The 14,006-nt window shown below is 71.7% G+C and carries 12 protein-coding genes, 1 tRNA gene and 1 pseudogene; 11 read left to right on the forward strand and 3 right to left on the reverse strand.

The window, feature by feature from the left end; translation table 11 throughout:
- Positions 1-300: 300 nt before the first annotated feature.
- The 3 genes from NCC78_RS16280 to NCC78_RS16290 all read left to right on the forward strand — a co-directional run bounded on the left by NCC78_RS16280 (position 301) and on the right by NCC78_RS16290 (position 3,416).
- On the forward strand, positions 301-2,103 hold the full coding sequence (locus NCC78_RS16280) for an ABC-F family ATP-binding cassette domain-containing protein (protein WP_250795417.1): 1,803 nt from the start codon (positions 301-303) through the stop codon (positions 2,101-2,103).
- 135 nt (positions 2,104-2,238) lie between these two features.
- Positions 2,239-2,694 (forward strand): DUF4383 domain-containing protein, encoded by a 456-nt coding sequence (locus NCC78_RS16285; protein ID WP_250795418.1) that lies wholly within the window; start codon positions 2,239-2,241, stop codon positions 2,692-2,694.
- Positions 2,695-2,939: 245 nt separating this feature from the next.
- Positions 2,940-3,416, forward strand: coding sequence for a DUF4383 domain-containing protein (locus tag NCC78_RS16290; RefSeq protein WP_250795419.1), 477 nt, complete (start codon positions 2,940-2,942; stop codon positions 3,414-3,416).
- Between the two features lie 6 nt (positions 3,417-3,422).
- Here NCC78_RS16290 and NCC78_RS16295 read toward each other — a convergent pair whose 3' ends face one another.
- Together NCC78_RS16295 and NCC78_RS16300 are read right to left on the reverse strand one after the other, a co-directional pair.
- Entirely contained in the window at positions 3,423-4,112 is a 690-nt protein-coding gene (locus NCC78_RS16295) for a TetR/AcrR family transcriptional regulator (RefSeq protein WP_250795420.1), read from the reverse strand.
- 226 nt (positions 4,113-4,338) lie between these two features.
- Positions 4,339-5,295 carry an acyl-CoA desaturase gene (locus NCC78_RS16300; RefSeq protein WP_250795421.1) on the reverse strand — a complete coding sequence of 319 codons (957 nt, stop codon included), beginning with the start codon at positions 5,293-5,295 and terminating at the stop codon, positions 4,339-4,341.
- Between the two features lie 501 nt (positions 5,296-5,796).
- Here NCC78_RS16300 and NCC78_RS16305 point away from each other — a divergent pair.
- The 8 genes from NCC78_RS16305 (at position 5,797) to NCC78_RS16340 (ending at position 13,507) form a co-directional block, all read left to right on the forward strand.
- Positions 5,797-5,868: transfer RNA gene (locus tag NCC78_RS16305), tRNA-Gln, on the forward strand.
- A gap of 106 nt (positions 5,869-5,974) precedes the next feature.
- Positions 5,975-7,510, forward strand: a complete 1,536-nt coding sequence (gene glmU / locus NCC78_RS16310; protein ID WP_308220913.1) for a bifunctional UDP-N-acetylglucosamine diphosphorylase/glucosamine-1-phosphate N-acetyltransferase GlmU — start codon at positions 5,975-5,977, stop codon at positions 7,508-7,510.
- A 57-nt stretch (positions 7,511-7,567) separates the two neighbouring features.
- Entirely contained in the window at positions 7,568-8,548 is a 981-nt protein-coding gene (locus tag NCC78_RS16315; protein ID WP_250795423.1) for a ribose-phosphate diphosphokinase, read from the forward strand.
- Positions 8,549-8,833: 285 nt separating this feature from the next.
- Entirely contained in the window at positions 8,834-9,538 is a 705-nt protein-coding gene (locus NCC78_RS16320; protein ID WP_250795424.1) for a 50S ribosomal protein L25/general stress protein Ctc, read from the forward strand.
- 102 nt (positions 9,539-9,640) lie between these two features.
- Complete coding sequence (gene pth, locus NCC78_RS16325) at positions 9,641-10,231, forward strand: aminoacyl-tRNA hydrolase (protein WP_250795425.1); 591 nt, start codon at positions 9,641-9,643, stop codon at positions 10,229-10,231.
- 122 nt (positions 10,232-10,353) lie between these two features.
- Positions 10,354-11,187 carry an inositol monophosphatase family protein gene (locus NCC78_RS16330; protein WP_250795426.1) on the forward strand — a complete coding sequence of 278 codons (834 nt, stop codon included), beginning with the start codon at positions 10,354-10,356 and terminating at the stop codon, positions 11,185-11,187.
- A 74-nt stretch (positions 11,188-11,261) separates the two neighbouring features.
- Positions 11,262-12,173 carry a sulfate adenylyltransferase subunit CysD gene (gene cysD, locus NCC78_RS16335; protein ID WP_250795428.1) on the forward strand — a complete coding sequence of 304 codons (912 nt, stop codon included), beginning with the start codon at positions 11,262-11,264 and terminating at the stop codon, positions 12,171-12,173.
- Positions 12,173-13,507: a sulfate adenylyltransferase subunit 1 gene (locus NCC78_RS16340; protein ID WP_250795429.1), complete on the forward strand. Its 1,335-nt coding sequence runs from the start codon at positions 12,173-12,175 to the stop codon at positions 13,505-13,507. The genes cysD and NCC78_RS16340 overlap by 1 nt, the downstream gene beginning before the upstream one ends.
- A gap of 121 nt (positions 13,508-13,628) precedes the next feature.
- Here NCC78_RS16340 and NCC78_RS16345 read toward each other — a convergent pair.
- Positions 13,629-14,006 (reverse strand): annotated as a pseudogene (locus tag NCC78_RS16345) (galactokinase); the annotation flags it as partial.

Below are 14,006 nucleotides of genomic sequence, written 5' to 3' on the forward strand. Positions count from 1 at the left end.
TGGCGGCCGCCGGGGTGTGCCGGGAGGCCCGCGTCGCGCACGGCCCGGTCGCCGGGGCCCGCGTCGTCTGAGCCGGCCGGGCCACCCCCGGCCCTGCGTCATCGGTCCTGCCCGGGCTGGCCTGCCGGTGCCGGCGTGCGCCGCGCTGCGGCCGGGACGGAACAAGCGGGCGCCGGGACCGGTTGACCCCCAGGGGCGGCGCTCGGCCGGACGGCCAGGTGCCCGCGTACCCTGAATGTCGCAGGCGTCCCACGTGCCCCCGGCACCGGGACGCCTTGATCATGAGAGGTAGGTGAGGTCGTGGCCAACATCGTCAACCTGGACCGGGTGTCCAAGGGGTACGGCGCCGCCGGGCCGCTGCTCACCGACGTCTCGCTCGGCCTGGACGACGCCGACCGGATCGGCGTGGTCGGCCTCAACGGCGCCGGCAAGTCCACCCTGCTGCGGTTGCTCACCAAGCAGGAAGATCCCGACGACGGCCGGGTCACCCACCGCCGCGACCTGCGGGTCGCCTGGCTGCCGCAGAATCTGACCCTCGCTCCCGACGCCACCGTCCGCGACGTGGTGCTCGGCACCGCCTGGCTCGCCGAGAGCATGGGCGCCGAGCACGAGTGGGCCGGCGACGCCGGCGTCCGGGCGATTCTCGGCGGCCTCGGCATGCCCCACCTCGGCCTCGACCAGCCGGTCGGCCCGATGTCCGGCGGCGAGCGTCGCCGGGTCGCCCTCGCGGCGCTGCTGGTCCGCGAGTCCGACCTGCTCATCCTCGACGAGCCCACCAACCACCTCGACGTCGGCGGCGTCGACTGGCTGGCGAAGTACCTGGCCGGCCGCAGGGGCGCCCTCGTCGTGGTCACCCACGACCGGTGGTTCCTCGACGCGGTCTGCAGCGCCACCTGGGAGGTCGCCGACCAGACCGTCCGGGCCTACGAGGGCGGCTTCGCCGCCTGGACCCTGGCGCGCGTCGAGCGCGAGCGGGTCGCCGCGGCCACCGAGGCCCGCCGGCAGAACCTGCTCCGCAAGGAGATCGCCTGGCTGCGCCGGGGCCCGCCCGCCCGTACCTCCAAGCCGCAGTTCCGGATCGACGCGGCCAACGCGCTCATCGCCGACGTCCCGCCGCCGCGCGACACCATGTCGCTGCAACGGCTCGCCACCGCCCGGCTCGGCAAGCAGGTGTACGACCTGGCGGACGTCACCCTGCACGCCGGCCCGAAGGAGATCCTGCGCGACACCACGTGGCAGGTGGGCCCCGGTGACCGGATCGCCATCCTCGGCCGCAACGGCGCCGGCAAGACCACCCTGCTGCGGATGCTCGCCGGGGTGACCCGCCCCGACGGCGGCCGGTTCCACACCGGCTCGACGGTAAAGCCGGCGTTCCTCTCCCAGGAACTCGCCGAGCTCCCCGGCCACCTGCGGGTCCTCGAAGCCGTCGAGGAGATCGCCCGCCGGGTGCAGCTCGGTGACCGGGAGGTCTCCGCCGCCCAGCTCGCCGAGGTCTTCGGCTTCGACGACCGCCGGCTCTGGACCCCGGTCAGCGACCTCTCCGGCGGCGAGCGTCGCCGGCTGCAGATGCTCCGCCTGCTCGCCGGGGAGCCCAACGTGCTCCTCTTCGACGAGCCCACCAACGACCTCGACACCGACACCCTCGCCGCGCTGGAGGACCTGCTCGACTCCTGGCCCGGCACGATCATCGTGGCCAGCCACGACCGCTACCTGATCGAGCGGGTCACCGAATCGGTGTACGGGATGTTCGGCGACGGCCGGCTGGTGCACCTGCCCGGCGGTGTCGACGAGTACCTCGCCCGCGCCGCCGGCGACCCCGGCGCGGCGCCGGCAGAGCCGACCGGCGCAGCCCCGTCGAAGACCTCCGGCGCCGGCATGTCGGCCGCCGAGGCGCGGCAGGCGCGCAAGGAGCTGAGCCGGCTGGAACGGCAGATCGGCAAGCTGGATCAGAAGGAGGCCGGCCTGCTCGACCAGCTGGCCACGCACGCCACCGACTACGCCAAGGTCGCCGAACTCGACGCCCAGCTCAAGGAGGTGCGGGCCGAGCGGGAGCAGACCGAGGAGGCATGGCTCGTCCTCGCCGACGAGATCCCGGCCGTCTGACCGGCCCCTCCGGGGCCGGTGCGGCGGCGAGCACCGGCGTCGAGCGTCGAGGCGGGCCCCGTGTGCGGCGTCACACCGCCACATGCGGGACAATCGCTGTCGACCCCTCACCCGAACGGCGTTGGAGACTCAGACATGGCCCACACCCCCGTCAACCACCCCGCGCGGCCGATCTACCGGGCGATCGGCGGGCTCACCGGTCTGTACCTGGTCGTCTTCGGGGTGCTCGGCATCATCGCGAGCGCCGGCAACGAGGTCCTCGCCCAGGATGACACCCAGGTCCTCGGCCAGGGCACGAATCTCGGCTTCTCGCTGCTCAGCGTCCTGCTCGGGCTCGTGGTGCTGGCCGGCACCGCGGTCGGCCGCAACATCGACGTGGCGATCAACCAGTGGCTGGCGTACGGCCTGATGGTGATCAGCCTGGCCGGGCTGGCGTTCATCCAGACCGAGGCGAACATCTTCAACTTCAGCATCTTCACCGTGGTCGTGCTGATGGTGGCCAGCCTGGTCCTGCTGATGGTCGGCATGTACGGCAAGGTCGGCACCGACCAGGAGAAGGAAGCCTGGGAGAAGGCCCGTCTCGTCCTCTGATCGCGCTTGTCGGTTCTCGCCGGAGCCCGACCCGCTCCGGCGGTCAGGCCTGATCCCTGCGGGGGTCGGGCTCCGGCGAGAACCTGACCCGGTCCCGCTCCGCCCCGGCCGTCCCGCCGCGCGGGGCGGGACGTTCTGTTTCCGGCCAGCCCCGCCGGGTCTCGCCCTGGCTGGCGTTTCGGCGGACATCCGCCGCCCGCCCGGGTGACAATCGTCCCGATTGGTGTAACTCGGGCGGAGGACTCATGGCGCACTTTCCGGTGAACCACCCGGCACGCCCGATCTACCGGGTCCTCGCCGGGCTGATAGGGCTCTACATCCTGCTCTTCGGCGTCTGGGGCGTCGTGCAGACCATCGGCGACCCGCTCTTCGACCGGAGCAGCACCTGGGTTCTCGGGCTCCGCACCAACCTGGCGTTCTCGCTGGCCTCGGTGATCTTCGGAGCCGTGCTGATCATCGGCGCGTCACGGCGCGGCAACCTCGGCCACTACATGAACCTGACCGCCGGGATCGTCTTCCTGGTCACCAGCATCCTGATGATGTCCGTGCTGCAGACCGAGGCGAACTTCCTCAACTTCTCCATGTCCACCGTGCTCGTCTCGATGGTCTTCGGCCTGGTGCTGCTCGGCACCGGCCTCTACGACAAGGTCGGCAGCGACGAGCACGCCGAGCAGGAGCGGCGGAACCGCCAGCACCCCGTCTCCGAGGCCGGCACCCGCTGACCAGGCTCAACGCCCCCGCACGGTGATCAGGCCCGGCTCGGCCTCCAGGTGCGACAACCCGTTCCAGGCCAGGTTCACCAGGTGCGCCGCCACCGTCTCCTTGCGCGGCTTGCGCACCTCCAGCCACCAGCGGCCGGTCAACGCCACCATGCCCACCAGCGCCTGCGAGTAGAGCTCGGCCAGCTTCGGGTCGTACCCCCGGCTGGAGAACTCGGCGCCCAGGATGTGCTCCACCTGGTGCGCGACGTCGTTCAGCACGCTGCTGAAGTTGCCGGTCGCCGACATCAGCGGCGACTCCCGGACCAGCACCCGGAACCCGCTGGTCTCCTCCTCGATGTAGGTGAGCAGCGTCAACGCCGCCTGCTCCAGCAGCTCACGGGGGTGACCGGCGGTCAGGGCCGTGGTGATCCGGTCCAGCAGGCTGCGCACCTCCCGGTCCACCACCACCGCGTAGAGCCCCTCCTTGCCGCCGAAGTGCTCGTAGACCACCGGCTTGGAGACCTTGGCGCGGGCCGCGACCTCCTCGATGGAGGTGGCGTCGAAGCCCCGCTCGGCGAAGATCTGCCGGGCGGTGGCGATCAACTGCTCGCGCCGCTGCGCCGCCGACATCCGTACCCGGGACGTGGGCTTGTCCGCCGGGACCGCCGGGACCGCCCGCCGGCCGGTGGTGCCGTCGTCGCCCGGGGCCTGGGCCATGTCGCCGCCTCGCCGGCGCTCGGTGACGCCCTGTCGTGGGATGGAGCCTCCGCTGTGCCCGCTCACGTCGTCGCCTCGCCGACGGCCGCCCGGGCGGTGACGTCGCGCCCTACGACCGTACCCGCGCCCGCCCCGGCCCCCGCGCCGCCGTGCCGGCCCCCGTCGCTCCCGCTTCGTTCGGCCACCCGGCCATACTGCCAGGTAACCTTCCGGGCCATCGCCCGGATTACCGCGCCGCGACCGGCTTCACCAGCTTCGCCGCTAGGCGCTCCGGCTTCGGCCAGCGCACGTCCCAGGCCGCGCCGACCCTCTCGAACAGCCAGATCACCCGGGCCGAGATGTCCACCTGGCCGCGCAGCACGCCGTGCCGGGCGCTGGTCGGGTCGGCGTGGTGCAGGTTGTGCCAGCTCTCGCCGAACGACAGGATCGCCAGCGGCCAGAAGTTCGACGCCCGGTCACCCTGGCGCATGGCGAACGGCCGCTCGCCGTAGACGTGGCAGACCGAGTTGATCGCCCAGGTCACGTGGTGCAGCAACGCGATGCGGACCAGACCGCCCCAGAAGAGCGCGGTCAGCGCGCCCTGCCACGACCGGGTGAGCAGGCCGCCCATCAGCGCCGGGCCGAGCAGCGAGACCGTGACCAGCAGCGGGAAGAGCCGGTCCACCCGGCTGATGTCCCGGTCGGCGAGCAGGTCGGGGGCGAAGCGCTGCCGGTTGGACAGCTCGCGGCGGAAGAGCCAGCCGACGTGCGCGTGGAACAGGCCCCTGGTCAGGCCCCGCAGGCTCGCGCCGAAGCGCCACGGCGAGTGCGGGTCACCCTCCAGGTCGGAGTACGCGTGGTGGCGCCGGTGGTCGGCCACCCACTGGATGATCTCGCCCTGGACCGCGAACGAGCCCGACACCGCCAGTGCGATCCGCAGCCACCGCTTCGCCTTGAACGAGCCGTGGGTGAAGTAGCGGTGGTAGCCGACCGTGACGCCGAGCCCGGAGAGCACGTACCAGAACCCGGCGACGGCCAGGTCGGGCCAGCTCAGCCAGCCGCCCCAGGCGACCGGGACGGCGGCGACCAGGGCCACGAAGGGGATCACCACGAACGCCCAGAGCGCGATCAGGATGCCACGCGACTGCGTGCCCTGGGTGAGTGGCTTGGGACCGGCGGCGGATTCGTCGAGAGCGGTCGACATGGCACCTCGCAGCGGGACGGAAGATCACGAAGTTACGCCTACGTCACCGTAACTTGAGCGCCGGAAGATCGCATGGGACAGAGTCGCGAATGAATGCGGTGAACTGTCGTACGGCCGTTCCAGGATGCCACCATGACCGATCCGATCGCCGCGAAGTGCGCGGCTGCACCCTGGAGCAGATGTCGGTCCGCGTGATTCAGGCCCGCACCGGCCTCGGTCGCAGTCGGTGTACGAGTTGCTCCGGGGTGCCGCCGTGGGAGCGGACGACTCGTCGTTCCGACGCCAAGGACGATGGCCCACTCCGACGGCGAAGATTGATCAGCGACGCGAGCGGCGCCGGTATGCCGAGAATTCGGTCCGGACCCAGGCGGCCGAGTGGGTTGGAGGGCCACGAGCTTCATCTTCGACGTGAAGGTTTGGTGGCGCTGCGGCTGGCTCGACGGAGCGGATGGAATGAGCTTCGTCGCGCCGGAGGGCAGGCGCTAAGCTGTTGACGACCTTTCGGCCGTGGTGTAATTGGCAACACCCGGGTCTTTGGTACCCGTGTTTCAGGTTCGAACCCTGGCGGCCGAGCTATCCATAAAAGTCCGTTTTGTTGTCTGGGGTAACGGGCAGGCGTCCGCCGGTGCGTGGTTAGCATGGCCGCGAGACTGTCCGCCATCCCGACGGGAGCCACGTCGTGTCGCAGCCCCACCTCCGCACCGTTGTCGTGCTCGCCGCCGGTGAGGGTAAGCGGATGAAGTCGGCGCTGCCCAAGGTGCTGCACCCGCTGCTGGGCCGTACCCTCGTCGGCCACGTGCTGACCGCCGCCGCGCCGCTGGCCGCCCAGCGCACAGTGGTCGTGGTCGGCCACGGCGCCGACCAGGTCCGCGCGCACCTCGCCGAGATTGCCCCCGACGCCACTCCGGTGCTCCAGGCGGAGCAGCTCGGCACCGGGCACGCCGTCCGGATCGCGCTGGACGCCGTGCCGGACGTCGCCGGCACCGTGATCGTGATCAACGGTGACGTGCCGCTGCTGCGCCCCGAGACGGTGGCCGCGCTGGTGGAGTCGCACGAGGGCGCCGGCGCGGCGGCGACCGTGCTCGCCGCTGAGGTGCCCGACCCGACCGGCCTGGGCCGGATCGTCCGGGACGCCGACGGGCGGCTGGAGCAGATCGTGGAGGAGCGGGACGCCACCGGAGAGCAGCGGGCGGTCCGGGAGGTGAACGCGGGCATCTACGCGTTCGACGCGGTCCGGCTGCGCGGTGCGCTCGGCAAGCTCTCCACCGACAACGACCAGGGCGAGGAGTACCTGACCGACGTGTTCGGCCTGCTGGTCTCGTCCGGCGAGCCGGTGGCGGTGCACGTGGCGGCGGACCACGTGGAGACGCTAGGCTGCAACGACCGGGTGGAGCTGGCGGCGCTGCGCCGGCTGCTGCGGGACCGGGTCAACGAGGCGTGGATGCGTACCGGGGTGAGCCTGCTCGACCCGGAGACCACCTGGATCGACGTGACGGTCGCCCTGGACCGAGACGCGGTGGTCGACCAGAACACCCAGCTGCGCGGCGGCACGGTGGTCGGCACGGGCGCCTTGGTCGGGCCGGACGTGACGCTGATCGACACCGTGGTCGGCCCGGGCGCCACCGTGCTGCGCAGCCACGCGGTGCAGGCGGAGATCGGCGCGGGGGCCAGCGTCGGCCCGTACGCGTACCTGCGGCCGGCCGCCCGGTTGGCCGAGAAGTCCAAGGTCGGCACGTTCGTCGAGGTGAAGAACTCCGAGGTCGGCCCGGGCGCGAAGGTGCCGCACCTGTCGTACGTGGGTGACGCGACGATCGGCGCGAAGGCCAACATCGGCGCGGCAACGATCTTCGTGAACTACGACGGGGTGAACAAGCACCGCACCACGGTCGGCGAGGCCGCCTTCATCGGCTGCGACACGAGCCTCATCGCGCCGGTCGAGGTCGGCGCCGGGGCGTACGTGGCGGCGGGCAGCGCGATCACCCAGGACGTGCCGCCGGGCGCGCTCGGGGTGACCCGCGCACCGCAGCGCAGTGTCGAGGGCTGGGTGGCCCGCAAGCGGGCCGGCACGGCCTCCGCGGCGGCGGCGGAGCGGGCCCGGCTGGCCGCCGAGGGTGCGTCGACGCCCGGGTTGCCGGCAAGTGAAGGTGAGGCAATCCACGGGAACGCGGAGGCGGTGGGCCGGGCGGCCGGCTCGGGAGATACTGCAACCGAATAGTCCCCGGCCCGCCACCACCGTGCCGGGAACCACCGACCAACGGGAGCAGACGGGCCCATGGGCAGCATCGTCGCCGAAAACCGCAAGAGCCTGATGCTCTTCTCCGGACGTGGCTTTCCGGAATTGGCCAAGGAGATCGGCGAGGTGCTCGGCGTCGCGCCGACGCCGGCCGACGCCTACGAGTTCGCCAACGGTGAGATCTTCGTACGGTTCAAGGACTCGGTACGTGGTTCGGACGCCTTCGTGGTGCAGTCCGTGACGCACGGGGTCAACACCTGGGTCATGGAGACCCTGATCATGATCGACGCGCTGAAGCGCGGTTCGGCCAAGCGGATCACCGTGGTCCTGCCGTTCTACCCGTACGCCCGCCAGGACAAGAAGCACCGCGGCCGGGAGCCGATCTCGGCCCGGCTGGTGGCGGACCTGCTCAAGACGGCCGGGGCGAACCGCATCCTCACGGTGGACCTGCACACCGCGCAGATCCAGGGCTTCTTCGACGGCCCGGTGGACCACCTCTTCGCGATGGACATCCTCGCCGAGTACGTGGAGCGCAAGTTCGCCGGTCGGCCGATGACCGTGGTCGCGCCGGACTCCGGCCGGGTGCGGGTGGCCGAGCGGTGGACCGACCGGTTGGGCGGTTGCCCGCTGGCGTTCATCCACAAGACCCGGGACCCGCTGAAGCCGAACCAGGTGGTGGCGAACCGGGTGGTCGGTGAGGTCGAGGGTCGGGTCTGCCTGATCGTCGACGACATGATCGACACCGGTGGCACGATCTCTGGCGCGGCGGACATCCTCAAGCAGTCGGGCGCGGCGGAGATCGTCGTGGCCTCCACCCACGCGCTGCTCTCCGACCCGGCGACCGAGCGGCTGAAGAACAGCCCGATCAGCGAGATCGTGGTGACCAACACCCTGCCGCTGACGCCGGAGAAGCAGCTCGACAAGCTGACCGTGCTGTCGATCGCGCCGCTGCTGGCCCGGGCGATCCGCGAGGTGTTCGACGACGGCTCGGTGACCACCCTCTTCGGTGGACTGAGCTGAGCGGAGCGCGGCGCGCGCGACCTGCGTGATCACCGTTTCCGTCGGCCTGCGGGTCGGCGGGAACGGTGATAAGGGGACTGCCGGAAACCCCGGAATCAGCTCGGGTAGACTGGTGCGGTTGCCACGGCGAGGGTGCCCGGCGGGCCGCTGAAAAGCACCGCACGGAGGCACCGTGATCGACGCGGTGCTCCGGGCAGTCGTTCATGACGCATGAGCCCCAGCGAGCCCCTCGCCCCAGCACCGCCAGACGACAAGCCGCCGCAGCGAAGCATCAGGAGTTCTCCCGTGTCCGAGGTAAAGATCAGCGCCGAGCCCCGTACCGAGTTCGGCAAGGGTGGTGCCCGCCGTACCCGCCGGGCCGGCATGGTGCCCGCCGTGCTGTACGGCCACGGCGAGAAGCCCAAGCACATCGCCCTGCCGTCCCGTGAGTTCGCGGCGGCCATCCGCAAGGGCGGCGCCAACCAGCTCTTCGTGATCGAGGTCAGCGACGGCACCCAGGTGCTGGCGCTGCCGAAGGCGATCCAGCGTGACCCGATCAAGGACAGCTTCGAGCACGTCGACCTGCTGCTGGTCCGCCGGGGCGAGAAGGTCACCGTCGACGTCCCGGTCCAGCTGATCGGTGAGGCCGCGCGGGACACCCTGATCGTGCACGACCACGACACCCTCTCGGTGAGCGCCGACGCCACCAAGGTGCCGGACCACCTCGAGGCGTCGATCGAGGGCATGGAGGCGGGCACCCAGGTGACCGCCGCCGACGTCCGGCTGCCGGCCGGCGTCGAGCTCATCGCCGACCCGGAGATGGCGGTCGCCTCGGTGACCGCCGCGCCGACCGCCGAGCAGCTCGAGGCCACCCTCCCCGAGGTCGAGTTGGCCGACGAGGAGATCGAGGCCGGGGTCGGCGAGGGAACCGAGTCCTCCGAGGGCGCCGAGGCCGGCGTTACGGCCGCCGCCGGTGGCGAGGAGAGCGCCGAGGCGAAGACCGAGGCCTGATCGGATCGCATCGTTGCGACAGGCGTCCCCGCGCGGGGGGCGCCTGTCGGCGTATCGGGACCCGGGCCGGCGGGCGCGGGGGAGCTGCGGGAGGGGCGGGGCGTGACGGACGAGGCGGGGCCGTGGCTGGTGGTCGGCCTGGGCAACCCGGGCCGGGAGTACGCCGGCAACCGGCACAACGTCGGCTTCCTGGTGGCCGACCTGCTGGCCGGCCGGATCGGCGCGAAGTTCGGCCGGCACAAGCGGGCGGTGGCCGAGGTGGCCGAGGGGCGCCTCGGCTTCGGCGGTCCGAAGCTGGTGCTGGTGAAGCCGCTGACCTACATGAACCTCTCGGGCGGGCCGGTGGCCGGCCTGGCCCAGTTCCACAAGGTGCCGCCGGGCCAGGTGATCGCGGTGCACGACGAGCTGGACATCGGCTACGGCCAGCTGCGGGTGAAGTGCGGCGGCGGTGAGGGCGGGCACAACGGCCTGCGGTCGATGTCGAAGTCGCTGGGCACCAAGGAGTACGTCCGGGTGCGGTTCGGCATCGGCCGGCCGCCGGGGCGGCAGGATCCCGCGGACTACGTTCTGTCGGATTTCAGCGCGGTGGAGCGCAAGGAGCTGGAATTCCTGGTGGACCGGGCGGCGGACGTGGTGGAGTCGGTGGTCACCAGGGGTGTGGAGCCGACGCAGAACCTCTATCACGGAGTGTGAGCGCCGGGTCGGATGCCGGGGGCCGGTAGTCTGCGCTCTTCGGCGTGGCGCGGCCGGCGACTGGGTTCGCCGGGGGCGGGTCGTGGCGGCGCGGAGCGTGGCGAGGCGACGGGAGCAGTGTGATGGGCAGTCCTCCGATGATCGACGGCGCGTTCGCCCGGTGGTTGGCGGCGCGGGCCGGCCAGGCGCTGCTCGGCCTGCGCGCGGAGATGGGCTTCTCGGACCCGGGGGCGTTGAAGTCGGCGGGGGATAAGGTCTCGCACGACCTGATCCGCACCGAGCTGGCGAAGTGGCGGCCGGGCGACGCGGTCCTCTCCGAGGAGGACGAGGGCTCCCGGCTGGCCTGGGCGGCGGAGGTGAACGCGGGGGCGGTGCCCCGGTTGACCGCCGACCGCGTGTGGATCATCGACCCGCTCGACGGCACCCGAGAGTTCGCCGAGGAGGGCCGCTCGGACTGGGCGGTGCACGTGGCGCTCTGGGCGCGTAACGCGCCGACGCCGCACGGCCTGGTCGCGGGCGCGGTCGGGTTGCCGGCGCAGCACCGGGTGCTGGGCACCGACTACCCGCCGGCGTACCCCCCGATGACGCTGGAGGCGGCGACGGCTGGTGGCGGGCGGACCATCCGGCTGGCGGCGAGCCGGAGCCGGCCGCCGGTGTTCCTCACCGACCTGGCCGAGGACGTCGGGGCGCACCTGGTGCCGATGGGGTCGGCCGGGGCGAAGATCGCCGCGGTGGTCACCGGTGAGGTGGACGCGTACATCCACGCCGGGGGGCAGTACGAGTGGGACTCGGCCGCGCCGGTGGCTGTGGCGACGGCCACCGGGCTGCACGCTTCCCGGATCGACGGATCTGCGCTGAAATACAACGAGGCGGATCCGCGCCTGCCCGACCTGCTGGTCTGTCGCAAGGATCTCGCCAGCCGGTTGCTTGCAGCGCTGCAGAGGCATTCCGGGTAGCCTGACCGCAGTTCCTGACATGCCCGACCGGAAAGGTCTGGAAATCGGATGAGCGAGCGAATCGAGCCCGTGTCATGACCGCCCCCGCCGCCTACCGGGTGTCGCACCTCGACGCGCTGGAGGCCGAGAGCATCTTCGTGATGCGCGAGGTGGTCGCCGAGATGGAGCGGCCGGTGCTGCTCTTCTCCGGTGGCAAGGACTCGATCGTGATGCTCCGGCTGGCGCAGAAGGCGTTCGCCCCGGCCAACATTCCCTTCCCGGTCATGCACGTGGACACCGGGCACAACTTCCCCGAGGTGCTGGAATACCGCGACCAGCGGGTCGCCGAGCTGGGCCTGCAACTGGTGGTGGCGAGCGTGCCCGAGGCGCTGGCCAACGGCCTGGTCCGCGAGTCGGCCGACGGGATGCGCAACCGGATCCAGACGCCGGTGCTGCTGGACGCGGTGGAGAAGCACCGCTTCGACGCGCTCTTCGGCGGCGCCCGCCGCGACGAGGAGAAGGCCCGGGCGAAGGAGCGGATGTTCAGCTTCCGCGACGAGTTCGGCCAGTGGGACCCGAAGAACCAGCGGCCCGAGCTGTGGGCGCTCTACAACGGGCGGCACCACCCGGGCGAGTCGATCCGGGTCTTCCCGCTGTCCAACTGGACCGAGCTGGACGTCTGGCACTACATCGCCCGGGAGCGGATCGCCCTGCCCTCGATCTACTACGCCCACGAGCGTGAGGTGATCGAGCGCGACGGAATGCTCTACGCGGTCAACGAGTTCTTCCGCCCCCGGGCGGGCGAGGAGCGGTTCAAGGAGCGGGTGCGCTACCGCACGGTGGGCGACGCGTCCTGCACCGCGGCCGTGCGCTCCGACGCCGACACGGTGGAGAAGGTCATCGAGGAGGTCGCCGCCACCCGGATCACCGAGCGCGGCGCGACCCGCGGCGACGACCGGGTCAGCGAGGCCGCCATGGAGGACCGCAAGCGGGAGGGCTACTTCTGATGACCACCGAGACCGCGGCCCCGGCCGGCGCGAACGCGACGGACGCCCCTGCCACCGGAGCCGGGCCGGAGGCCCGACCCATGGACCTGCTGCGCTTCGCCACCGCCGGCAGCGTCGACGACGGCAAGTCGACGCTGATCGGCCGGCTGCTCTACGACACGAAGTCGCTCTTCACCGACCAGCTAGCCGCCGTCGAGGCGGTCAGCGCGGCCCGGGGCGACGAGTACACCAACCTGGCGCTGCTCACCGACGGCCTGCGCGCCGAGCGGGAGCAGGGCATCACCATCGACGTGGCGTACCGCTACTTCGCCACCCCGCGGCGGAAGTTCATCATCGCCGACACGCCGGGGCACATCCAGTACACCCGCAACATGGTGACCGGGGCGTCGACGGCCGACCTGGCGCTGATCCTGGTCGACGCCCGCAAGGGCCTGGTCGAGCAGTCCCGCCGGCACGCGTTCCTCTGCTCGCTGCTGCGGGTGCCGCACCTGGTCCTCTGCGTCAACAAGATGGACCTGGTCGACTACTCGCAGGAGGTCTTCGAGCGGATCGCGGACGAGTTCACCGCGTTCGCCGCGAAGCTCGACGCCCCCGACCTGACCGTGGTGCCGATCTCCGCGCTCAAGGGCGACAACATCGTCGGCCGCTCGGAGAACATGCCGTGGTACGAGGGGCCGTCGCTGCTGCACCACCTGGAGCGGGTGCACATCGCCAGCGACCGCAACCTCGTCGACGTCCGGTTCCCGGTGCAGTACGTGATCCGGCCGCAGTCCACCACGGTCACCGACTACCGGGGCTACGCCGGACAGGTCGCCTCCGGGGTGCTCAAGCCGGGCGACGAGGTGATGGTGCTGCCGTCCGGCTTCACCAGCCGGATCGCGGCGGTGGAGACCGCCGACGGGCCGGTCGCGGAGGCGTTCCCGCCGATGTCGGTGACCGTCCGCCTGGAAGACGAGTTGGACATCTCCCGGGGTGACCTGATCTGCCGGCCGAACAACGCCCCGGCGGTGTCCCAGGACATCGAGGCGATGGTCTGCTGGATGGACGAGGCCCGCCCGTTGCAGGTCGGCGGCAGGTACGCCATCAAGCACACCACCCGTTCCGCGCGGGCGATCGTGCGTGGCCTGCACTACCGGCTGGACATCAACTCGCTGCACCGCGACGAGTCTGCCGGGGAGCTGAGGCTCAACGAGATCGGCCGGGTGCGGCTGCGCACCACCGTGCCGCTGCTCGCCGACGAGTACCGGCGCAACCGCACCACCGGCGGTTTCGTCATCATCGACGAGACCACCAACCGCACCGTCGGCGCAGGAATGATCGTCGACACTGCCTGACCCCCTCTCACCCCTCGCTTGCCGGACACACTTACAGAGAAAGAGTGGCTATCCACGCTGGAATAGCCACTCTTTCTCTGTAAGTGCCTCGGCCTTGGCGTCGACGCCGGGGGCGGGGGGGTCAGTCGAGGCGGGTGGCGCCGGGGGCCGGTAGGACGGTCACGGTGGCGGGGGCGGCGAAGCCGCGCTCGGCGTACGCGGCTGTGACGGCGGCGGCGACCGCGTCGGCGCGGTCGGCGTCGACCAGGGCCAGGACACAGCCGCCGAAGCCGCCGCCGGTCATCCGGGCGCCGAGCGCCCCGGCCGCCAGCGCCGCCTCGACGGCGGTGTCGATCTCCGGGACGGTGATCTCGAAGTCGTCGCGCATCGAGGCGTGCGAGGCGGTGAGCAGCGGGCCGATCTCGCGTGCCCGCCCGGCGCGGAGCAGCGCGACGGTGTCGAGCACCCGCTGGTCCTCGGTGACCACGTGCCGGACCCGCCGCCGGGTCTCGTCGTCGTC

The organism is Micromonospora phytophila (genome assembly GCF_023656545.1).
GTDB classification, from domain to species: Bacteria; Actinomycetota; Actinomycetes; order Mycobacteriales; family Micromonosporaceae; genus Micromonospora; species Micromonospora phytophila.

Excerpts from the sequence above, each read along its gene's own strand:
- NCC78_RS16290 (WP_250795419.1), top strand. The coding sequence starts at position 2,940 with ATGGCGCACTTTCCGGTGAACCACCCGGCACGCCCGATCTACCGGGTC.
- NCC78_RS16340 (WP_250795429.1), top strand. The coding sequence starts at position 12,173 with ATGACCACCGAGACCGCGGCCCCGGCCGGCGCGAACGCGACGGACGCC.
- NCC78_RS16285 (WP_250795418.1), top strand. The coding sequence starts at position 2,239 with ATGGCCCACACCCCCGTCAACCACCCCGCGCGGCCGATCTACCGGGCG.
- NCC78_RS16330 (WP_250795426.1), top strand. The coding sequence starts at position 10,354 with ATGGGCAGTCCTCCGATGATCGACGGCGCGTTCGCCCGGTGGTTGGCG.
- NCC78_RS16300 (WP_250795421.1), bottom strand. The coding sequence starts at position 5,295 with ATGTCGACCGCTCTCGACGAATCCGCCGCCGGTCCCAAGCCACTCACC.
- cysD (WP_250795428.1), top strand. The coding sequence starts at position 11,262 with ATGACCGCCCCCGCCGCCTACCGGGTGTCGCACCTCGACGCGCTGGAG.
- NCC78_RS16315 (WP_250795423.1), top strand. The coding sequence starts at position 7,568 with ATGGGCAGCATCGTCGCCGAAAACCGCAAGAGCCTGATGCTCTTCTCC.
- NCC78_RS16295 (WP_250795420.1), bottom strand. The coding sequence starts at position 4,112 with ATGGCCCAGGCCCCGGGCGACGACGGCACCACCGGCCGGCGGGCGGTC.